General features: G+C 72.4%; 18 protein-coding genes. 15 read left to right on the forward strand and 3 right to left on the reverse strand.

Annotated elements, in window-relative coordinates; genetic code table 11:
* The first annotated feature begins 35 nt into the window (after positions 1-35).
* The 10 genes from leuS (at position 36) to ABZ490_RS00455 (ending at position 11,895) form a co-directional block, all read left to right on the forward strand.
* Positions 36-2,924 (forward strand): leucine--tRNA ligase, encoded by a 2,889-nt coding sequence (leuS, locus tag ABZ490_RS00410; protein ID WP_358982307.1) that lies wholly within the window; start codon positions 36-38, stop codon positions 2,922-2,924.
* A gap of 138 nt (positions 2,925-3,062) precedes the next feature.
* On the forward strand, positions 3,063-3,767 hold the full coding sequence (locus tag ABZ490_RS00415) for a hypothetical protein (RefSeq protein ID WP_358982310.1): 705 nt from the start codon (positions 3,063-3,065) through the stop codon (positions 3,765-3,767).
* Between the two features lie 83 nt (positions 3,768-3,850).
* Positions 3,851-4,696, forward strand: coding sequence for a DegV family protein (locus ABZ490_RS00420; RefSeq protein ID WP_358982314.1), 846 nt, complete (start codon positions 3,851-3,853; stop codon positions 4,694-4,696).
* A 102-nt stretch (positions 4,697-4,798) separates the two neighbouring features.
* A complete protein-coding gene (locus ABZ490_RS00425) occupies positions 4,799-5,698 on the forward strand; it encodes a ComEA family DNA-binding protein (protein ID WP_358982317.1) in 900 nt (299 codons plus the stop codon).
* Positions 5,695-8,232 (forward strand): ComEC/Rec2 family competence protein, encoded by a 2,538-nt coding sequence (locus ABZ490_RS00430; RefSeq protein ID WP_358982320.1) that lies wholly within the window; start codon positions 5,695-5,697, stop codon positions 8,230-8,232. Before ABZ490_RS00425 ends, ABZ490_RS00430 begins: the two co-directional genes overlap by 4 nt.
* A gap of 4 nt (positions 8,233-8,236) precedes the next feature.
* Entirely contained in the window at positions 8,237-9,127 is an 891-nt protein-coding gene (locus ABZ490_RS00435; protein WP_358982323.1) for an arylamine N-acetyltransferase, read from the forward strand.
* Between the two features lie 87 nt (positions 9,128-9,214).
* Positions 9,215-10,096: a YceI family protein gene (locus ABZ490_RS00440; protein ID WP_358982326.1), complete on the forward strand. Its 882-nt coding sequence runs from the start codon at positions 9,215-9,217 to the stop codon at positions 10,094-10,096.
* 25 nt (positions 10,097-10,121) lie between these two features.
* Positions 10,122-10,367: a hypothetical protein gene (locus ABZ490_RS00445; RefSeq protein ID WP_358982328.1), complete on the forward strand. Its 246-nt coding sequence runs from the start codon at positions 10,122-10,124 to the stop codon at positions 10,365-10,367.
* Between the two features lie 55 nt (positions 10,368-10,422).
* Positions 10,423-11,409: a DNA polymerase III subunit delta gene (holA, locus tag ABZ490_RS00450; RefSeq protein WP_358982330.1), complete on the forward strand. Its 987-nt coding sequence runs from the start codon at positions 10,423-10,425 to the stop codon at positions 11,407-11,409.
* Positions 11,410-11,496: 87 nt separating this feature from the next.
* Positions 11,497-11,895 (forward strand): nuclear transport factor 2 family protein, encoded by a 399-nt coding sequence (locus ABZ490_RS00455; protein WP_358982332.1) that lies wholly within the window; start codon positions 11,497-11,499, stop codon positions 11,893-11,895.
* 240 nt (positions 11,896-12,135) lie between these two features.
* Here the strand turns inward: ABZ490_RS00455 and rpsT are convergent, their stop codons facing one another.
* Positions 12,136-12,402 (reverse strand): 30S ribosomal protein S20, encoded by a 267-nt coding sequence (gene rpsT / locus ABZ490_RS00460; protein ID WP_067244350.1) that lies wholly within the window; start codon positions 12,400-12,402, stop codon positions 12,136-12,138.
* A 189-nt stretch (positions 12,403-12,591) separates the two neighbouring features.
* Here rpsT and lepA point away from each other — a divergent pair, with 189 nt between their 5' ends.
* From lepA to ABZ490_RS00485, 5 genes are all read left to right on the forward strand, one after another.
* Entirely contained in the window at positions 12,592-14,460 is a 1,869-nt protein-coding gene (lepA, locus tag ABZ490_RS00465) for a translation elongation factor 4 (protein WP_340379606.1), read from the forward strand.
* Between the two features lie 200 nt (positions 14,461-14,660).
* Entirely contained in the window at positions 14,661-16,538 is a 1,878-nt protein-coding gene (locus tag ABZ490_RS00470; RefSeq protein ID WP_358982335.1) for an AMP-dependent synthetase/ligase, read from the forward strand.
* A 245-nt stretch (positions 16,539-16,783) separates the two neighbouring features.
* Positions 16,784-18,664: a SpoIIE family protein phosphatase gene (locus ABZ490_RS00475; protein ID WP_358982337.1), complete on the forward strand. Its 1,881-nt coding sequence runs from the start codon at positions 16,784-16,786 to the stop codon at positions 18,662-18,664.
* Positions 18,665-18,704: 40 nt separating this feature from the next.
* A complete protein-coding gene (hemW, locus tag ABZ490_RS00480) occupies positions 18,705-19,937 on the forward strand; it encodes a radical SAM family heme chaperone HemW (protein ID WP_358982339.1) in 1,233 nt (410 codons plus the stop codon).
* Positions 19,938-19,960: 23 nt separating this feature from the next.
* The gene (locus ABZ490_RS00485; RefSeq protein ID WP_358982341.1) at positions 19,961-20,500 is read left to right on the forward strand and encodes a Uma2 family endonuclease; all 540 of its coding nucleotides are present in this window, start codon (positions 19,961-19,963) and stop codon (positions 20,498-20,500) included.
* On the opposite strand, the gene ABZ490_RS00490 is transcribed toward ABZ490_RS00485, so the two are convergent.
* On the reverse strand, positions 20,478-21,290 hold the full coding sequence (locus tag ABZ490_RS00490; protein ID WP_358982343.1) for a DUF3097 domain-containing protein: 813 nt from the start codon (positions 21,288-21,290) through the stop codon (positions 20,478-20,480). The genes ABZ490_RS00485 and ABZ490_RS00490 overlap by 23 nt on opposite strands.
* Positions 21,291-21,332: 42 nt before the next feature.
* A complete protein-coding gene (locus tag ABZ490_RS00495) occupies positions 21,333-22,049 on the reverse strand; it encodes an MBL fold metallo-hydrolase (protein WP_358982345.1) in 717 nt (238 codons plus the stop codon).
* Between the last annotated feature and the right edge of the window lie 72 nt (positions 22,050-22,121).

A 22,121-nucleotide genomic window follows, 5' to 3' on the forward strand; every position in this document is an offset into this window, starting at 1 on the left:
AGTCGGCAGAGACGATCGATGGAGCTTTGAGGATCATGAGCGAGACGAACCCCGCTGCCACCACGGGCATGTCGGCGGATGCCGCGCCACACCGCTACACGGCGGCCATGGCCGCCGACATCGAGGCACGCTGGCAGGACTTCTGGGACGCCGAGGGCACCTACGCCGCGCCCAACCCCAAGGGCGACCTGGCCGGGGACCCCGCGGTCGTCGCCCGCCCCGAGAAGTTCATCATGGACATGTTCCCGTACCCCTCCGGTGCGGGCCTGCACGTCGGCCACCCCCTGGGCTACATCGCGACCGACGTCTTCGCGCGCTTCCAGCGCATGACCGGCCACAACGTCCTGCACACCCTGGGCTTCGACGCCTTCGGCCTGCCCGCCGAGCAGCACGCCGTGCAGACCGGCGAGCACCCCCGGGTCACCACCGAGGCCGCCATCTCCAACATGAAGTCCCAGCTGCGCCGGCTGGGCCTGGGCCACGACAAGCGCCGGTCGTTCGCCACGATCGACCCGGACTACTACAAGTGGACCCAGTGGATCTTCCTGCAGATCTTCAACTCCTGGTACGACGACGAGGCCGCCAAGGCCCGCCCGATCGCCGAGCTGATCGCCCAGTTCGAGTCCGGTGAGCGCGGCGTCCCGGGCCACACGCGCGCGTGGAACGAACTGACCGCCACCGAGCGCGCCGACGTCCTGGGCGACTTCCGGCTGGCCTACGCCTCCGACGCGCCGGTCAACTGGTGCCCCGGCCTGGGCACCGTCCTGGCCAACGAGGAGGTCACCGCCGACGGCCGCTCCGAGCGCGGCAACTTCCCCGTCTTCAAGGCCAAGCTGCGCCAGTGGAACATGCGCATCACCGCCTACGCCGACCGTCTGATCGACGACCTGGACGCGCTGGACTGGCCCGAGGCCATCAAGCTGCAGCAGCGCAACTGGATCGGCCGCTCCGAGGGCGCCCGCGTCGACTTCCCCATCGACGGCGAGCACATCACCGTCTTCACCACCCGCCCCGACACCCTGTTCGGCGCGAGCTACATGGTCCTGGCGCCCGAGCACCCGCTGGTCGACACGTTCGTCCCGGCCGCCTGGCCCGAGGGCACCCACGACGTGTGGACCGGCGGACACGCGAACCCCGCCGAGGCCGTCGCCGCCTACCGCGCCCAGGCCGGCTCCAAGTCCGACGTCGAGCGGCAGGCCGAGGCCAAGGAGAAGACCGGCGTCTTCACCGGCGCCTACGCGACCAACCCGGTCAACGGCGAGCGGATCCCCGTCTTCATCGCCGACTACGTCCTGATGGGCTACGGCACCGGCGCGATCATGGCCGTCCCGGCCGGCGACCAGCGCGACTTCGAGTTCGCGCGCGCCTTCGAGCTGCCGATCGTCTGCATCGTCGAGCCGACCGACGGCCGCGGCACCGACACCGCCACCTGGGAGACCGCCTTCGGGTCCTACGACGCGAAGATCATCAACTCGTCCAACGACGACATCTCCCTGGACGGCCTGCCCGTCGCCGAGGCCAAGGCCCGCGTCACCGAGTGGCTGGCCCGCAAGGGCATCGGCCAGGGCACCGTCAACTTCCGGCTGCGCGACTGGCTGTTCAGCCGCCAGCGCTACTGGGGCGAGCCCTTCCCGATCGTCTACGACGAGGACGGCGTCGCCCACTCCCTGCCCGAGTCGATGCTGCCGCTGGAGCTGCCCGAGGTCGAGGACTACTCGCCCCGCACCTTCGACCCGGACGACGCGGACACCTCGCCGGAGACCCCGCTGTCCCGCAACGAGGACTGGGTCAGCGTCACCCTGGACCTGGGCGACGGCCGCGGCCCGCGCGCGTACCGCCGCGAGACCAACACCATGCCCAACTGGGCCGGTTCCTGCTGGTACGAACTGCGCTACCTGGACCCGCACAACAGCGAGCGGCTGGTCGACCCCGAGATCGAGCGCTACTGGATGGGCCCGCGCGAGGGCCGGCCGCACGGCGGCGTCGACCTGTACGTCGGCGGTGCCGAGCACGCGGTGCTGCACCTGCTGTACGCCCGCTTCTGGTCCAAGGTCCTCTTCGACCTGGGGCACGTCTCGTCCGCCGAGCCGTTCCACAAGCTGTTCAACCAGGGCATGATCCAGGCCTACGTCTACCGCGACAGCCGCGGCTTCCCGGTGCCGGCCACCGAGATCGAGGAGCGCGACGGCGCGTACTTCTACGCGGGCGAGCCGGTCAAGCGCGAACTGGGCAAGATGGGCAAGTCCCTGAAGAACTCGGTCACGCCGGAGACGATCTGCGCCGAGTACGGCGCCGACACCCTGCGCCTGTACGAGATGGCGATGGGTCCGCTGGACGTCTCCCGCCCGTGGGACACCCGCGCGGTCGTCGGCCAGTACCGGCTGCTGCAGCGTCTGTGGCGCAACATCGTCGACGAGAACACCGGCGAGGTCACCGTCGTCGACAGCGAGCCCGACGAGCCCACGCTGCGCGCGCTGCACAAGGCGATCGACGGGGTGCGCCAGGACCTGGAGGGCCTGCGCTTCAACACCGCCATCGCCAAGATCACCGAGCTGAACAACCACCTGACCAAGGCGGGCGGGGCGCTGCCGCGCACCGTCGCCGAGGCCCTGGTGCTGCTGATCGCCCCGCTGGCCCCGCACATCGCCGAGGAGCTGTGGCGCAAGCTGGGCCACACCGACTCGGTCGTCCACCAGGACCTGCCGGTCGCCGACCCGGCGTACGTCGTGGACGAGAGCGTCACCTGCGTCGTCCAGATCAAGGGCAAGGTCAAGGCGCGTCTGGAGGTGTCCCCGGCCATCTCCGACGAGGAACTGGAGAAGGTGGCCCTCGCCGACGAGAACGTCGTCAAGGCGCTGGACGGGGCGGGGATCCGCAAGGTGATCGTGCGGGCGCCGAAGCTGGTGAACATCGTTCCGGCGTGACGTCCCCTAGGGGTCCTCTGCGGGCAGGTTCGGGGTTCTTCCGGAACTCCGGGCCTGCCCGTCTCGTTTACCGTTTGATGGGGAACGGATGGAGGTGCGCGGACCGATGAGGGACGTGGACCGGTCGAGGAGGAGCTCGTGGAAGCAGTGATCGCAGTCGTCGCCCTGCTCTTCGTGCTGCTCACGGTGCTCGGCGTCTACGCGACGGTGAAGGCGGTCGGCGCCGCCAAGCGCGGGGTGGACCGCACCATCGACCAGGCCCGCCGCACGGTCGAGGACCACACCCTGCGGGCCAAGTCCTTCGCCCAGCCGGGACCCGTCGGCGAGATCGCCCAGCTCCGGCTGAAACTGCGCACCTCGATGCGGGCCACCCAGGACGCGCTGCACGCGGGCGTGACGGAGGACGAGTCCCTCAAGGAGTCCCTCGCCCTCTTCCAGCGGCTCAGCGCCCACGGCCGTGAACTGGACGGCGAGCTCAAGCGGCTGGAGTCCGAGCCCGACCGGGCCAGGCTCGCCGAGCGGCTGTCGTCGCTGCGCGAGCGCACCGACCGCGTCACGAGCTCCGCGGACTCCCTGCGCTGGGCGGTCCGCGACCGCGCCCGCCGCTTCGCCGAGGACGACCTGGACCACCTCAGCGCCCAGATCGACGTCGAGGCCGGCGCCCTGCGGCACTGGACCACCGAGGACGAGGACACCCCGCGGACCGCACGGCCGCAGGCGCGACCGCAGACACCGGGCACCTCCGCCGCGCAGGAGCCGGACCGGCCCGCGATCGACCCGACCGGGCCGCGCCCCACCTACCCCTGGCAGAAGAAGCCCCGCCCCGAGACGTCCGGTATGTGATCCCTACCGGATTCGGTCAAGGCCTGTCCAGGCGAGAGGGGCCGGGCTGCCGTCCACGCGCTACGCCAGGTAACCTCCAGCTCATGTCCCGCCATGTCGCGATCGTCACGGATTCAACGGCCTACCTGCCGCAGGGGACGATGGAGCGCCACGGCATCACCGCGGTACCCCTGACCGTCGTCCTCGGCGGCGAGGCCCTGGAAGAGGGCACCGAGATCTCGACCCGCTCCCTGGCCCAGGCCCTGCAGAAGCGACGCCCCGTCACCACCTCGCGCCCCAGCCCCCAACTCTTCGCCGAGACCTACCGCAGGGCCGCCGAGGCCGGTGCCACCGGCATCGTCTCCCTGCACCTGTCCGCCGAACTCTCCGGCACCTACGACGCGGCGGTGGTCGCGGCACGGGAGGCGCCGGTACCGGTGCGGGTGGTGGACACCGGCATGGTGGCCATGGCCCTCGGGTTCTGCGCGCTCGCCGCGGCCGAGGCCGCCGAGTCCGGCGGCACCGTGGACGAGGCGGTCGCCGCCGCCGAGAAGCGGGCCGACGGCACCGCCGCCTACTTCTACGTCGACACCCTCGACTACCTGCGCCGTGGCGGCCGGATCGGCGCCGCCCAGGCCCTGTTGGGCTCGGCGCTCGCGGTGAAGCCGCTGCTCCAGCTGGACGCGGGCCGCATCGACCTCCTGGAGAAGGTGCGGACGGCGTCCAGGGCCATCGCCCGGCTGGAGGAGTTGGGCGCCGACCGTGCGGGCAGCGCCCGCGTCGACATCGCCGTCCACCATCTCGCCGCTCCCGAACGGGCGTCGGCGCTGGCGGACCGGCTGCGGACGCGGGTGCCGGGCCTGGCGGACCTCCATGTGAGCGAGGTCGGCGCGGTGATCGGGGCGCATACGGGGCCCGGACTGCTGGGAGTTGTGGTGTCGCCGCGCTAGGAGGCCACCCGTGCGGGTGGTGGAGTTGTCCACAACTGGGGAGTAGTCCCCGGGAATCGAGCAAGATCAGCGCGATGTGACGATGTGTCCGATCCTCGGGACATGGCACTTCGATCACGCTCGACCACACGCCCACGCCCCCACCACGCGACCAGCGGCCCCGGCCGGGCGCCCGGCTCCGACGGCCGTACGCGACACGCCTCCGCGGAGGAACTGCGCCGCCGGGCGGAGGTGTTGTTCGCGGCGCGGGGCGGCGACGGGGAGCGGCACGAGGAGGACGGTGCCCGGGAGGCCCGGGAAGGACCGCCCGACGAGCCGGAGCCGTCGGAGCCCCGCGCGGGCCGGGCGCGCGGCCGGCGGGAGCGGCTCGGGTCCGCGCTGTGGGAGCGGATGCCGGTGTGGGTGCAGACCCGCTGCGGGATGGAACGCGGCAGCGCGCTCGCGCTGACGGTGGTGCTGGTCGTCGCCGTCGGCTTCGCCGTCCAGCACTTCCGCACGGGCGGGGCCGAGCCGGTCCGGCCCCCGGAGGTGGTGCGCGCGGCGGCCGAGGCGTCCCCGCCGGCCGCGACGCCCGCGGCCGAGATCGTGGTGGACGTCAGCGGGAAGGTCCGCAAGCCGGGCATCCGGCGTCTTCCGGCCGGTTCCCGGGTCGTCGACGCGCTGAGCGCGGCCGGCGGGGTGCGGCCGGGGACCAGCACCGAGGGCCTCAACCGGGCACGGTTCCTGGTGGACGGCGAACAGGTCGTCGTCGGCGGCCCCGCGCCCCCGGCGGCCGAGGGAGCGGCGGCACCCGCCGGACCGGGGCCTGCGGCGCCCGTCTCCCTCAACACGGCCACCGTGGAGCAACTCGACACCCTCCCCGGCGTCGGCCCCGTGCTGGCACGGCACATCGTGGACCACCGCACCCGGCACGGCGGCTTCCGCTCGGTGGACGAACTGCGCGAGGTCGACGGCATCGGCGAGCGCCGCTACGCCGATCTGCGCGACCTGGTGCGGCCATGAGGCCGGGGGAGGCGCCGGAGCCCGACCGCGGACGACCTGAAGAGGGTCCCGCCGCCCCTCCCCGCCGCCGGATCCATGCCGCCTCCGGCAAGCGGCTGGGGGACGCGCATCCACGGCAGGAGGCGCCGCTCGATCTGCGGCTGGTGCCGCCCGCCTCGGCGGCCTGGGCCACCGCGGCGCTCACCCTGGACGCGACGCCGGGGATCGTGGTGGGCCTGGTGCTCTGCTGTCTGGCCGGGGCGGCCGTGCTCCTGGCGGTCCGGGGCCGGGGCGGCGGCCGGGCGCGGTTCACCGTGGCCGCCTCGCTGCTCTGTGTCGCCGCGGCGGCCGCCGCGGCCGGACTGCACGGGGCCGATCTGCGGCGGGGGCCGGTGCCGGGGCTCGCGGGGCGGTACCCGACGGTGACCGCCGAGGTCGAGCTGACCTCCGATCCCCGGCTCACCCGGCCCCGGGTCCGCGGGGACCACGCGATCCCGGACTCCGTGCTGATCGAGGCGGAGGTCCGCAGGGTCGAGGGACCGGAGGGGGAGGCGGTCGCGACACGGACACCGGTGCTGATGCTGGTGGACGTCCGGACGGCCGGGCGGGCGGCGGCCGGGAGATCGCCGTGGCTGCGACTGCTGCCGTCCACCCGGGTCCGGGTGACCGGGCGGCTGGCTCCGCCGCTGACGGGAGGGGACCGGATCGCGGCGGTGCTGCGGGTGCGGAGCCCGCACACACCGCAGGTCGTGCGGGGGCCGTCGGCGGTGCAGCGCACGGCCGGCCGGCTGCGCGCGGGCCTGCGGGAGGCCACCGACGGACTGCCGGCGGACGCCCGCGCGCTGCTGCCCGGGCTGGTCGTCGGCGACACCGCCCGGATCACGCCCGAACTGGACGAGGCCTTCAAGGAGACCGACCTCGCCCACACGCTCGCCGTCTCCGGCAGCAACCTCACGATCGTCCTCGCCCTGCTCCTGGGCCCGCCCGGACTGGCCCAGCGGGTCGAACGCCGGGGCCTGGCGCCCCGCCTCGGCATCCCCCTGCGGGCCACCGCGCTGCTCGGCGGAGCGCTCACCCTCGCCTTCGTCGTGGTGTGCCGGCCCGACCCGAGTGTGCTGCGGGCCGCGGCCTGCGGGGCGGTGGTGCTGCTCGCCCTCGCCACCGGCCGTCGCAGATCCCTCGTCCCGGCGCTGGCGACAGCGGTCCTGCTGCTGGTCCTGTACGACCCGTGGCTGGCCCGGAGTCATGGCTTCCTGCTGTCGGTGCTCGCCACGGGCGCCCTGCTGACGCTGGCGCCGCGCTGGAGTGCCGCGTTGCGCGGGCGCGGGGTGCCGCCGCGGCTCGCCGAGGCGCTGGCGGCGGCGGGGGCGGCGCAGGCGCTGTGCGCACCGGTCGTGGTGGTGCTGTCGGCGCGGGTGAGCCTGGTCGCGGTGCCGTGCAACCTCCTCGTGGAGTTCGCGGTGGCGCCCGCGACCGTCCTGGGCTTCGCCGCGCTGGCGGCGGCGCCGGTGGCGATGCCGGTGGCCGAGGCGCTGGCCTGGTGCGCGAGTTGGCCGGCCGGCTGGATCGCGTGGATCGCGCGGGCCGGGGCGGCGCTGCCCGGCGGGGGAGTGGACTGGCCCGGCACCTGGGCCGGGGCGCTGCTGCTCGCCCTCGTCACGGCGGCGGTGCTGCTGCTCGGCGGACGGCTGGCGGGCCGGCCGTGGCTGTGCGCGCTCTGCGGGATGGTGTTCCTGCTGGCCGTGGTGCGGCCGCCGCCGCTCACCCGGGTCCTCACGGGCTGGCCGCCGCCGGGCTGGCGGCTGGCGATGTGCGACGTGGGACAAGGTGACGCGACGGTCCTGGCGGCCGGCGAGGGCACAGCAGTGGTGGTGGACGCCGGGCCGGACCCGGAGCCCGTCGACCGGTGCCTGCGCACGCTCGGCATCACCAGGGTGCCGCTCGTGGTGCTCACCCACTTCCATGCCGATCACGTGGCCGGACTGCCCGGGGTGCTGCGCGGACGGGAGGTGGGCGCGATCGAGACGACGGGGTTCGAGGAGCCCCCGGACCAGGTGGAGTTCGTACGGAACCAGGCGCGGGCCCGGCATGTGCCGGTGCTGCGGGCCGTGGCGGGGGAGCGGCGGCGGGCCGGGCCGCTCGACTGGGAGGTGCTGTGGCCGCCCTCGCGTCCGGTGCCGGTGCCGGACGGGCCGAACGACGCGAGCGTGACCCTGCTCGTACGGTCGGGCGGGCTGCGGATGCTGCTGCTCGGCGATCTCGAACCCCCGGCCCAGCGGGCGTTGCTGCGGTCACCGGCGGGCGGTTCGGTGCGCCGGGTGGATGTGCTCAAGGTCGCCCACCACGGCTCGGCCTACCAGGACCCGGACCTGATACGGGCGGTGGCGCCGAGGCTGGCGCTGATCTCCGCGGGGGCGGGGAACCCGTACGGACACCCGGCGCCCGGCACGGTCGCGGCGCTGAAGGCCGGAGGTGCGACGGTGCTGCGGACGGACCGGGACGGGGCGCTGGCGGTCGCCGGCGTGGCCGGGGCGCTGCGGGTGGCGCGAGACTGAGGGCATGGATCCCACACACCAGGACGCCCACCCGGACGCACGCGTGGACGGAAGCCCGGACGCCCGCGTGGAGGACGGCCCGGACGACCGCCCGGACGACCGCCTCGTCGACGCCTATCTGCGGCGCCTCGGGGTCGTGCGCCCGCCCCGCCCCACGGCCGCCGCCCTGAGCGAACTCCATCTGAGGCATCTGCTGACCGTGCCCTTCGAGAACCTCTCGGTCCAGCTCGGTGAGCGGATCGTGCTGGAGGAGCGGCGGCTGGTGGAGAAGATCGTGGAGGAGCGCAGAGGAGGGTTCTGTTACGAGCTGAACGGGGCGTTCGGGACGCTGCTGACGGCGCTCGGGTTCGAGGTGACGTTCCTGGCGGCGCGGGTGTTCGGGGAGCCGGGGCGGCTCGGGATCCCGTACGACCACATGGCGCTCGGGGTGCGCACGGTGGACGACGGGGCATGGCTGGCCGACGTGGGGTTCGGGGCGCACAGCCACCACCCGCTCCGCAGGGCGGACCGGGGTGAGCAGAAGGACCCCGGCGGGGTGTTCCGGATCGTCGAGGCGGAGGCCGGTGATCTGGACGTCGTACGGGACGGCTCGCCGCAGTACCGGCTGGAGGCCAGGCCGAGGGCGCTCGGGGACTTCGTGGCCGGGGCCTGGTGGCACAGCACCTCGCCCGCGTCGCACTTCACCCGGTCGCTGGTCTGTTCGCGGGTGACCGAGGACGGGGGAAGGATCACGCTCAGCGGGCGGCGGTGGAAGGTGACCGGGCCGGAAGGGGAGAGCGAGGAGACGGAGTTGGTGACGGACGAGGAGGTGCTCGGGGTGTACCGGGAGCGGTTCGGGATCGTGCTGGAGCGGGTGCCGGAGGTGAGGGCGGTGGAAGCGGGCCCGCGGGGGTAATTGGGATCGTGTTGCCTCGAAAGCCGCATCGGTGATCGAATGGGTCTTCGGCAAGGTGTGGAGTCAAGTCGCGCAGGGGTGGCGTTGATGTTCGGCCGCTGGATGGAAAACCGTACGAACCGGGTGCAACGGATGAGTCCCCTCGCGGCGCTCCCGACCCCGGAGAACGCCGGGGTGCTGAGCTGCCGGGTGCTGGATCCGGTCAACGAGCCCGTGCGCAACGCGGAGTTCGCGGTGAGCGACACCATGGGCCGCAAGATCGTCAGCGGCGGGACGGATCCGTTCGGGGCGTTCATGACGACGGTGCCTGCCGGTGAGTACCGGCTCGCCGTGTCCGCCGAGGGGTTCACCCCCTACCGGGCGACCGCGACGGTCGGGGAGAACGCCCTGGCCTCGCTCGGTGACGTGACGCTCCAGCTGGCGCAGCCGCCGGAGCTGCCGGCGCCGGGGGACTGGGACATCGAGCCCACGCATTCCTCGATCGGGTTCACCGCGCGGCACATCGGGCTCGCGCGGATCCACGGGCGGTTCAACTCCTTCGCGGGAGTGGTGCGGATCGCGGAGCGGGTGGAGCAGTCGGCGATGCACGTGGTGATCGACGCGGCCTCCATCGACACCAACGTCCGGATGCGGGACGAGCACCTGCGGTCGGCGGACTTCCTGGACGTGGACCGGTATCCGACGCTGGAGTTCTACGGCGAACGGTTCACGCACAAGGGCGGGAGCCGGTGGGCCGTGACGGGGGCGCTGTCGCTGCACGGCGTGACGCGGACCGTGACGCTGGACACGGAGTACCTCGGGCTCGGCACCGGCATGGGCGGCGAGACGCGGGCGGCCTGCCGGGCGCGGACCGAACTGCACCGGGACGACTTCACCGTGAGCTGGCAGACGATGCTGGCGCGCGGGATCGCGGTGGTCGGGCCGAGCATCCAGGTCGATCTGGACGTGCAGCTCGTGCCGAAGGGCTGAGGCGCGGGTACCGGAGAATGGCTCCGTGAGCGATGTGAGACATGTGCTGGTGCTGCCCGACCGCGATGCCGCGGAGGAGGTGGCGGAGGCACTCGTGGAGCGGTTCGGGGTGCGCGAGGAGCCGTTGCTCGTCCGGGACGCGCTGGCGGGCGAGGACGACGCCGAGGACGCGCAGTGGCTGGTGGTGCTGCGGGACGAGGGCGGCGTGCTGGACGCGGGGGCGCTGGACGAGTTCGCGGGGGAGTGGGAGGGCTGGCGCGAGGAACCGTAGGCGACGGCAACCCGACGGACACGCACTGTCAGTGGGCCGTGCGATGCTGTATCCGATGGCCAGGAAGACTGCGAATGACGATGTCCTCGCCGCGGTGACGCTCGCCGTGGGGCAGGAGGAGTTGCTGCTCGACCGGGCGGTGCAGGAGGTCGTGGCGGCCGCCAGGGCCGCGGACGCCGACACGGACGTCCGGGACCTGACCCCCGACCAGGTGCAGCCCGGCACCCTCGCCGAGCTGACCAGCCCCTCGCTCTTCGCGGAGCGCAAGGTCGTGGTCGTCCGCAACGCGCAGGATCTGTCGGCCGACACCGTCAAGGACGTGAAGGCCTATCTCTCGGCGCCCGCCGAGGAGATCACGCTGGTGCTGCTGCACGCCGGCGGGGTCAAGGGCAAGGCGCTGCTGGACGCCGCCCGCAAGGCCGGGGCGCGGGAGATCGCCTGTCCGAAGATGACCAAGCCGGCCGACCGGCTGGCGTTCGTGCGGCAGGAGTTCCGGGCCACCGGGCGGTCCGCGACGCCCGAGGCGTGCCAGGCGCTCGTCGACGCCATCGGCAGCGATCTGCGGGAGCTGGCCTCGGCGGTGACCCAGCTCGTCGCCGACGTCGAGGGCACCATCGACGAGGCCGTCGTGGGGCGGTACTACACCGGGCGGGCCGAGGCGTCGAGCTTCACCGTCGCCGACCGGGCGGTGGAGGGGCGGGCCGCGGAGGCCCTGGAGGCGCTGCGCTGGTCGCTGGCCACCGGTGTCGCACCCGTGATGATCACCAGCGCGCTGGCACAGGGCGTGCGGGCCATCGGCAAGCTGTCCTCGGCGCGCGGCGGCCGTCCCGCCGATCTCGCGCGGGAGCTGGGCATGCCGCCGTGGAAGATCGACCGGGTGCGCCAGCAGATGCGGGGCTGGACCCCGGACGGGGTGGCCGCGGCGCTGCGCGCGGTGGCCGAGGCGGACGCCGGGGTGAAGGGCGGCGGGGACGACCCGGAGTACGCGCTGGAGAAGGCGGTCGTCGCCATCGCGCGGGCCGCCCGCTCCAGAGGACGGTAGGGACTCCCCAGAGGAGAATCGTGCGTATCGGCCCCTGCCGGGCCCCTATCAGCCTCTGTCGCCTGACAAGGAGAGGTGGCGATCGCCGTGGCTGAACACCCGCACGCGAAGATAGTCCGTGAGGGCTACGAAGCCTTCCAGCGCGGAGACATGGACACCCTGCGCGCACTGATGACCGGGGACTGTACCCACCACGTCCCCGGCTCTCACCCGCTCTCCGGGGACTACAAGGGGATCGACTCGGTCCTCAACGACTACTACGGCCGGCTCTACTCGGAGACCGGCGGGTCGTTCCGCGTCGAGCTGCGGAACCTGTTCGTGGACGGCCGCGGGCATGTCATGTCCGTGCACCACTTCACCGCCGACCGGGCGGGCAAGCACATCGACGAGATGGGCGGCATCGTCTTCCGGATCATGGGAGACAAGATCACCGACCTCGATGAGTGTGTCGCGGACATGGCGAAGTCGGACCAGTTCTGGATGTGACCGGGCATGCCGAAGGCCCCGGCCTGCCGCCCTGGGGAAGGGCGGAGGGCCGGGGCCTTCAGACAAAGCCGATAAAGCTGATGAAGCTGATCAATCTGGTGAAGCTGCTGAGCCCATACCCGCGTGGCGAACGCAGGCCGCGTACGGGCTCGGGGGCCGGTCGGGGGCGGATGAGAGAGGGCCCGCCCTGGGTCCTTCCGGCGGCTCGGATCCCGGGGGATCCGGTCAGACCAGAGGGGTTCAGCCCTGGAGGGTCGCGACCTTGGAAGCGAGCGCCGACTTCTTGTTGGCGGCCTGGTTCTTGTGGATGACACCCTTCGAGACAGCCTTGTCGAGCTGACGCGCGGCAGCGCGCTGGAGCTCGGTGGCCTTCGCGAGGTCACCCGCGGCAGCGGCCTCACGGGCCTTGCGGATCGCGGTCTTCAGGGAGGACTTGACGGCCTTGTTGCGCAGCCGAGCCTTCTCGTTGGTCTTGATCCGCTTGATCTGGGACTTGATGTTCGCCACGAAATAAGCCTCTTCTAATTCCTGGATTCTTTGGTGCCTCGCGCTGAGAGGGCATGAGACACAGCTGCCCACACTACCAGCGGGCCCGAGAATGGCCCAAACCGGCTCCCGGTCGCCGCGCGTGGGACCATGGAGCCTACGTATCGATCCGACCCGAGGCACAAGGCGCCTCAAGAGACAGGACCCTGCGTGCCCGCGACCCCTAACAATGTGCCCGAGCCGAGCCGTACCGACCCGGCTCTGATCCGCAACTTCTGCATCATCGCGCACATCGACCACGGCAAGTCCACGCTCGCCGACCGGATGCTCCAGCTGACCGGTGTGGTCGAGCAGCGGCAGATGCGTGCTCAGTACCTCGACCGGATGGACATCGAGCGCGAGCGCGGCATCACGATCAAGTCCCAGGCGGTGCGGCTGCCGTGGGCTCCCACCCACGACAAGAACAACACGCACATCCTCAACATGATCGACACCCCCGGGCACGTCGACTTCACCTACGAGGTCTCGCGGTCCCTCGCGGCTTGTGAGGGGACCATCCTCCTCGTCGACGCCGCCCAGGGCATCGAGGCCCAGACCCTCGCCAACCTCTATCTGGCGATGGAGAACGACCTCACGATCATCCCGGTGCTCAACAAGATCGACCTTCCCGCGGCCCAGCCGGAGAAGTTCGCCGAGGAGCTCGCCAACCTGGTCGGCTGCGACCCCGACGACGTGCTCCGGGTCTCCGCGAAGACCGGTGTCGGCGTGGACGCGCTGCTCGACCGGGCCGTGCGGGACATCCCGGCCCCCGTCGGCGTCAAGGACGCCCCGGCCCGCGCGATGATCTTCGACTCGGTCTACGACTCCTACCGGGGCGTGGTCACGTACGTCCGGGTCATCGACGGCCAGCTCAACAAGCGCGAGCGCATCAGGATGATGTCGACCGGCGCGACCCACGAGCTGCTGGAGATCGGCACCAACTCGCCCGAGATGCTGGCGGCCGACGGCCTCGGCGTCGGCGAGGTGGGCTATCTGATCACCGGTGTGAAGGACGTCCGCCAGTCCAAGGTCGGTGACACCGTCACCAGCCAGGTCAAGGGCGCGACCGAGGCCCTCGGCGGGTACAAGGACCCCAAGCCGATGGTCTTCTCCGGTCTGTACCCGCTGGACGGCTCCGACTACCCGGAGCTGCGCGAGGCCCTGGACAAGCTCCAGCTCAACGACGCCGCCCTGGTCTACGAGCCCGAGACCTCCGCCGCGCTCGGCTTCGGCTTCCGCGTCGGCTTCCTCGGCCTGCTGCACCTCGACGTGATCCGTGAGCGCCTGGAGCGCGAGTTCGGCCTCGACCTCATCGCCACCGCGCCGAACGTGGTGTACCGCGTGGTCATGGAGGACCGCACCGAGGTCGTCGTCACCAACCCGAGCGAGTTCCCCGAGGGGAAGATCAGCGAGGTCTACGAGCCGGTCGTGCGCGCCACCATCCTGGCGCCGACCGAGTTCATCGGCTCGATCATGGAGCTGTGCCAGACCCGGCGCGGCACCCTGCTCGGCATGGACTACCTCTCCGAGGACCGGGTCGAGATCCGCTACACCCTGCCGCTCGCCGAGATCGTCTTCGACTTCTTCGACCAGCTGAAGTCCAAGACCCGCGGCTACGCCTCGCTGGACTACGAGCCCACCGGCGAGCAGACCTCCAGCCTGGTCAAGGTCGACATCCTGCTGCACGGCGACAAGGTGGACGCCTTCTCGGCGATCACCCACAAGGACGCCGCGTACGCCTACGGGGTGCGGCTCGTCGCCAAGCTGCGCGAGCTGATCCCGCGGCAGGCCTTCGAGGTGCCGATCCAGGCCGCCATCGGCTCCCGGGTCATCGCCCGCGAGACCATCCGCGCCATCCGCAAGGACGTCCTCGCCAAGTGCTACGGCGGTGACATCTCCCGTAAGCGGAAGCTGCTGGAGAAGCAGAAGGAAGGCAAGAAGCGGATGAAGATGGTGGGTTCCGTGGAGGTTCCGCAGGAAGCCTTCATCGCCGTGCTGAGCAGCGACGACGCCGCGGGCTCCGCCAAGGGCAAGAAGTAGCCCCTCCGACGCCTGAACACCGGGCCCGCCGTGCTGTCGCGCGGCGGGCCCGTGGTGTGCTGTCCGGAGAAAGTGACCGTACGTGGCCCCTTACGTGCCGGGCGGTCGCCCTTTACCCTGATGCCCTGCTCGATAGTTACTCGCGAGTTAAACAACAGCCGCAAGAGCCAGCCGCGCCGTCGCGGGCCCCGGAGGATGTCGTGAGCGACCCACAGACCCTGATCGAGAACCGTCCGCCGTCCGTGGCGGGCCTCTTCCTGGAGCGGGTGGCCGCCACGCCCGACGCCGAGGCCTACCGGCACCCGGTGCCCGCCGCGTCCGGCGCGGGCCCCGACGACTGGAAGTCGCTGAGCTGGGCGCAGGCCGCCGAGCGGGTGTACGCGATCGCGGCCGGGCTCATCGAGCTGGGGGTGCAGCCCGAACAGCGTGTCGCGCTCGCCTCCGCCACCCGGATCGAGTGGATCCTCGCCGACCTCGGCATCATGTGCGCCGGCGCCGCGACGACCACCGTCTACCCGCAGACCAACGCCGACGAATCGGCGTACATCCTCTCCGACTCCGAGAGCCGGGTGCTGATCGCCGAGGACGCGGCGCAGGTCGCCAAGGCCGTCGAGAAGCGCGCCGAGCTGCCCGCCCTCACCCATGTGGTGGTCCTCGACCCGGCCGGCGTCGACACCGGGGAGGACTGGATCCTCACCCTCGACGAGCTGGAGAAGCGCGGCGCGGCCCGGCTGGAGCAGGAGCCCGGGCTGATCAAGGAGCGCGTCGCCGCGATCACCAAGGAGCAGCTCGCCACCCTCATCTACACCTCCGGCACCACCGGCCGCCCCAAGGGCGTGCGCCTGCCGCACGACAACTGGTCGTACATGGCCAAGGCGATCGCCGCGACCGGTCTGATCAGCGCCGAGGACGTCCAGTACCTGTGGCTGCCGCTCGCGCACGTCTTCGGCAAGGTGCTCACCTCCGGCCAGATCGAGGTCGGGCACGTCACCGCCGTCGACGGCCGCGTCGACAAGATCATCGAGAACCTTCCGGTGGTCCGGCCGACCTACATGGCGGCCGTGCCGCGGATCTTCGAGAAGGTCTACAACGGCATCGCCAACAAGGCCCGCGCCGGCGGCCCCGCCAAGTACAAGATCTTCCGCTGGGCCTCCGAGGTCGCCCGCGAGTACGCCAAGGTCACCCAGGACAACTTCCGCCGCACCGGCACCGCGAGCGCCCCCTTCGGTCTCGCCGCCAAGCACAGGGCCGCCGACGCGCTGGTGTACGCCAAGATCCGCGAGGCGTTCGGCGGGCGGCTGCGCGCCTGTGTCTCCGGCTCCGTCGCCCTCGCCCCGGAGATCGGCTTCTTCTTCTCCGGCGCCGGCATCCACATCCTGGAGGGCTACGGCCTCACCGAGTCCTCCGCGGCCTCCTTCGTGAACCCGGGCGAGGCGTACCGCACCGGCACGGTCGGCAAGCCGCTGCCCGGCACGGAGGTGCGGATCGCCGAGGACGGCGAGATCCTGCTGCGCGGCCCCGGGATCATGGAGGGCTACCACGGGCTGCCCGACAAGACCGCCGAGGTGCTGGAGGCCGACGGCTGGTTCCACACCGGTGACATCGGCGAGCTGTCGCCCGACGGCTATCTGCGGATCACCGACCGCAAGAAGGACCTGTTCAAGACATCCGGTGGCAAGTACATCGCGCCCACCGAGGTCGAGGGCCAGTTCAAGTCGGTGTGCCCGTACGTCTCCAACATCCTCGTGCACGGCGCCGACCGGAACTTCTGCACCGCGCTGATCGCGCTGGACGAGGTGTCCATCCTCGACTGGGCCAAGGAGAACGGGCTCGGGGGCAGGTCGTACGCCGAGGTCGTCGCCGCGCCCGAGACGGTCGCGCTCATCGAGGGCCACGTCGCCGAGCTCAACGCCGGGCTCCAGAGGTGGCAGACGATCAAGAAGTTCCGGCTGCTGCCGCGGGATCTCGACGTGGAGCACGGCGAGATCACGCCGAGTCTGAAGCTGAAGCGGCCGGTGGTGGAGCGGGAGTACCAGCACCTGATCGAGGAGATGTACGCGGGGACGCGGGAGGCATAGGGGCGGGTTGGGGCGCGTGGGAGGCTGCGGGAGCGTTGTGGTTGCTCGCGCAGTTCCCCGCGCCCCTTTCGGTCGGCTGTAGTCCCCGTGCTCGAAAAGCGAACCTTATTCGTCCTTCATCGAGCACATCCGTACACACACGCAGCACCCTTCGCATACGACATGATCCCCTTCGGTCACGCACCGCATATGGCTGGGATCCGTCTGTCACCCTGAGGGCATCCGAACTGCCCGGGGAGCTGCGCATGGGGGCCATTCCGACCCAGCGGGAGACCGTCTCCCTCGGTATCGGTGCGCCGTCGTCCGCGACCCCCGACGCGCCCCCGGTCACCCGCGCCACCCTGGCCGGCAGCCCCCATGCCCCCGGCCTCGCCCGCGCTCTGGTGCGGGCCGCGTTCGCGGAGTGGGGGGACCTTCCCGAACGCCTGGCCGAGGACGTGACCCTCGTCGTCAGCGAGCTCGTCACCAACGCCGTCGTGCACGCCGGCACCGACGTGGACCTGCTGTGCCGGCTGGAGGACGATCCCGAACAGGGACACGCGGTCGTCGTCGAGGTCGGGGACCACCACCCCTCCCGCGCCCCCCGCGACCACCCGCCCGAGACGCCGCACGAGACCCCGGAGTACGGCCGCGGCCTGCGGCTGGTCGCCGCGCTCGCCGACGCCTGGGGAGTGACGTACCGCAGGGGCGCGAAGACGGTGTGGGCGCGGCTGCTGCCCCTGGCCCCCGAGCCGTACGAGACCGACGGGACGTACGGCGCCTCGCCCGTCGCGCCCCTCGACCCCCTCCTCGAAGCCCTCGCCCCCGAACCGCAGCCCTCCTGCCGGGACGGAGACTGGCTGAACCGCGGCGCCCTGTCGTTCCTCGCCGAGGCCTCCGACCTGCTCGCCGGGCAGCTCGACGAGGATCTCGTCGCCGCGCTCACCAGCCAGCTCCTGGTGCCCCGGCTCGCCGACTGGTGCGGGGTCTGGCTGGAGGACGAGGTCAGCGGGCACGGCGGCGGCTGGGGCGAATGGGCCGGCGGCCCCGGACCGCGACTGGCCCGGGTCTGGCACGGCGACGAGGGCCGGATCGAGGAGCTGCGCCGGGCCCTGGAGAAGGATCCGCCGCGCCCCGCGGAACCGCCCCGCTCCGGGCCCGAGCACTTCCCCTGGCCCGGCGCGGCGCTCGGCCCGCGCGGCGCCGCCCTCGCCTACCGGCTGATCGCCGGCGGCCGCCCGCTCGGCACCCTGGTCATCGGGCGGGCCGGACCGGGTGCCTTCGCCGACGAGGTCACCGGGCTCGTCGAGGACCTGGGCCGCCGGGTGGCGCTGGCGATCGGCGCGGCCCGCCAGTACGCCCGCCAGGCCACCATCAGCGCCGTCCTCCAGCGCGGGCTGCTGCCCGGCGCCGTCGCCGAGATCCCCGGCGTGCGCAGCGCCCTCGTCCACGAGCCGCGCGAGCAGGGCGGCCCGAGCGGCGACTTCTACGACCTGTTCCCGGCGGGCGACGGCCGCTGGTGCTTCGCCATCGGCGACGTCCAGGGCAAGGGCCCGGAGGCGGCCGTCGTCATCGGCCTCGCCCGCCCCTGGCTGCGGCTGCTGGCCCGTGAGGGGTACGGCGTCCCCGACGTCCTGGACCGGCTCAACCAGCTCCTCCTCGACGACGCCACCGAGGCCGCCGACGCCGCCGCCCGCGCCTTCGTCGGCCCCACCGGCCCCGGCGACGGCCCCCAGACCCGGTTCCTGTCCCTCCTCTACGGCGAGCTGGCCCCCTTCGAGGGCGGCGTCCGCTGCACCCTGGCCTCCGCCGGGCACCCGCTGCCGCTGCTCCTCGGCCCGGACGGCTCCGTCGCCACGGCCGCGCGCCCCCAGACCCTGCTCGGGGTCATCGAGGACGTGACGTACACCAGCGACGTGCTCGAGCTGCGGCACGGCGACAGCCTGCTGTGCGTCACCGACGGGGTCACCGAGCGGCGCTCCGGCCTCCGCCAGTTCGACGACGGCGACGGGCTGGCCGTCGCGCTCGCCGGCTGCGTGGGCCTGGGGGCCGAGCCGATCGCCGAGCGGATCCGCCGGCTCGTCCACGAGTTCGGCGAGCATCCCCCGGAGGACGATCTGGCGCTGCTGGTGCTCCAGGCGGAGTGACCGTCGTCGTACGCCGGCGCGGTACGGGACAATGGAGGGCATGCCTTCCGCACTCCCCGACGGTGAGCCCGTCCCCGACGACGGCGCGCTCCCGGCGCACGCGCTCACCGGCGCAGCCGACCGCCCCCTCGGGTTCTATCTGCACGTCCCCTACTGCGCGACCCGCTGCGGGTACTGCGACTTCAACACCTACACCGCCACCGAGCTGCGCGGCACCGGCGGAGTCCTCGCCTCCCGCGACAACTACGCCGACACCCTGATCGACGAGATCCGGCTGTCGCGGAAGGTGCTGGGCGACGACCCGCGTCCGGTCCGCACGGTCTTCGTCGGCGGCGGCACCCCCACGCTCCTTGCCGCCGACGACCTCGTCCGGATGCTGGGCGCGATCCGCGACGAGTTCGGCCTGGCGGCGGACGCGGAGGTGACGACGGAGGCCAACCCGGAGTCCGTCGACCCGTCCTATCTCGCCACGCTCCGCGCGGGCGGCTTCAACCGGATCTCCTTCGGCATGCAGAGCGCCCGGCAGCACGTGCTGAAGGTCCTCGACCGCACCCACACCCCCGGCCGCCCCGAGGCCTGTGTCGCGGAGGCCCGCACGGCGGGCTTCGAGCACGTCAACCTGGACCTGATCTACGGCACCCCGGGCGAGTCCGACGACGACTGGCGGGCCTCCCTGGAGGCCGCGCTCGGCGCCGGACCCGACCATGTCTCCGCGTACGCCCTGATCGTCGAGGAGGGCACCCAGCTGGCCCGGCGCATCCGGCGCGGGGAGATCCCGATGACCGACGACGACGTCCACGCCGACCGCTATCTGATCGCGGACGAGGTGATGACCGCCGCCGGCTACGACTGGTACGAGGTCTCCAACTGGGCCACCTCGCCTGCGGCCCGCTGTCTGCACAACGAGCTGTACTGGCGCGGCGCGGACTGGTGGGGCGCGGGCCCCGGGGCGCACTCCCACGTGGGCGGCGTGCGCTGGTGGAACGTGAAGCATCCGGGCGCGTACGCGGCAGCCCTTGCCGCCGGCCGCTCCCCCGGGGCGGGGCGTGAGCTGCTCTCCGAGGAGGACCGGCGGGTCGAGCGAGTCCTGCTGGAGCTGCGGCTGCGGGAGGGCGTCCCGCTGGACCTGCTCCGGGAGGAGGGCCTGAAGGCCTCCCGCCGGGCCCTGACGGACGGGCTGCTGGCGCAGGCCCCGTACGACGGCGGCCGTGCCGTGCTCACCCTGCGGGGGCGGCTGCTGGCGGACGCGGTGGTGCGGGACCTGGTGGACTGATCACCCCGGCGAGTGAATCCCCTGTGGAGCTGGAACCCCCCGAGGGCATCAGGGCCGAGCTGCTGCGGGGGACCGTCGTGATGACGCCGAGTCCGGATCTGGTGCACAAGCGGAGCGTGACCGACGTGGTGGACCAGATTCCGCGCAGTCGCTGGTCCCGGCTCCAGGCCATGCGCGTGGACATGTTCGACGATGTCAGCGCGCCCGTACCTGACGTGGTGGTGGTCGAGCGTGATGCGTGCCCGAAGCAGGGGGCGCTGGTTCCGGCCGGGGTGGTCACCGCAGTGATCGAGGTCGTCTCCGGACGGAGCGCCGATCGCGACTACCTTCTCAAGCGCTCTGTCTATGCGGCGGCCAAGGTACCCGCCTACCTGATCATCGATCCCGTCATGGCTCAGTGCGTTCTGCTCAGTGAGCCGAAGGGCGGGGGTGAGGACGCCGACTACCGACGGCAGCGGCACGCCTTCTTCGGTGAACTGATGCCGTTGGAACCCCTTGGCCTCGAACTGGACACCAGCGAATTCGCCGCCTACGAGAATGTCAGGCCCCACCGCTACCCGTGACGAAGTCGATCAGCTCCTCCACTCGCCCCAGCAGCGCGGGCTCCAGGTCCTTGTAGGAGCCGACCCGCGCCAGGATCGCCTGCCACACCGCCCCGGTGTTGTCGGACGGCCAGCCCAGCGCCCGGCACACGCCCGTCTTCCAGTCCTGGCCGTGCGGCACGCGCGGCCAGGCCGTGATGCCCAGGGACGACGGCTTCACCGCCTCCCAGATGTCGATGTACGGGTGACCGACGACCAGGGCGTGCTCGCTCGTCACCGCCTGCGCGATGCGGAATTCCTTCGTGCCGGGCACCAGGTGGTCCACCAGCACCCCCAGCCGCGCGTCCGGCCCGGGGCCGAAGTCCTCGACGATCGCCGGGAGGTCGTCCACGCCCTCCAGGTACTCCACCACCACGCCCTCGACGCGCAGGTCGTCGCCCCACACCTTCTCGACCAGTTCGGCGTCGTGCCGGCCCTCGACGTAGATGCGGCCGGCGCGGGCCACGCGGGCGCGGGCGCCGGGGACGGCTACCGAGCCGGACGCGGTGCGGGTAGGACGCACGGGGCCGGAAGAAGGCCGTACGAGGGTCACCACACGGCCCTCCAGGAGGAAGCCCCGGGGCTCCAGCGGGAACACCCGGTGCTTGCCGAAGCGGTCCTCCAGGGTCACCGTGCCCGCCTCGCAGCGGATCACCGCGCCGCAGAAGCCGGTGCCGGGCTCCTCCACCACGAGGCCGGGCTCCGCCGGGACCTCGGGGACGGGCTTCGGCTTCTTCCAGGGAGGGGTGAGATCCGGCGAGTACGGGCGCATTCGGATGACGATAGGAGAAGCCCCCGCCCGAGCGCACCCGGCTCAGTGCGACACGCCGAAGCGCGCCGCCAGCGCGTCCCGCTGCCGCCGTACGAACGCCGCGTCCACCACCGCCCCGTGCCCCGGCACGTACAGCGCGTCCTCGCCGCCGAGGGCGAGGAGGCGGTCCAGGGCCGCCGGCCAGTGCGAGGGGACGGCGTCGGGGCCCGCCTGGGGCTCGCCGGACTCCTCCACCAGATCGCCGCAGAAGACGACCTCCGGGGAGCCGGGGACCAGGACCACGAGGTCGTGCGCCGTGTGCGCCGGGCCCACGTTCGCGAGCAGGACCTGACGGCTCCCGCCCAGGTCGAGGGTCCACTCGCCGGAGACCAGGTGGCGGGGGGCGACCAGCGTGTCCGCCGCCTCCGTCGCCGTCGCCTCGTCCAGACCGTTGCGCACCGCGTCCGCCCGCAGCTCCTCCGCCGGGACCGTGTCCATGCCCACCGCCCCGTACACCTCCGCGCCCGCGAACGCCGCCGCACCGAACACATGGTCGAAATGCGGATGGGTGAGCGCGAGATGGGTCACACGCGCGCCGGTCAGCTCCTCGGCCTGCGTCCGCAGCCGCACCCCCTCCGCCAGACCCGACCCGGCGTCCACCATCAGCACCGCGCCCGCCCCGACGACCAGCCCCGCCGTGCAGTCCCAGCCCGGCAGGCGCACCCGCCCGACCCCGGCGGCGACCCGCTCCCACCCCAGCTCTTCCCAAGTCATGGTCATACCGGGACGCTAACGGTAGGGCGTCCCGGCGTCGGCCGACCTTGCCCCCGGTGTACCCCACAGCCGTACACT

The sequence above is a fragment of the Streptomyces sp. NPDC005811 genome, from assembly GCF_040630405.1.
Classification (GTDB): domain Bacteria; phylum Actinomycetota; class Actinomycetes; order Streptomycetales; family Streptomycetaceae; genus Streptomyces.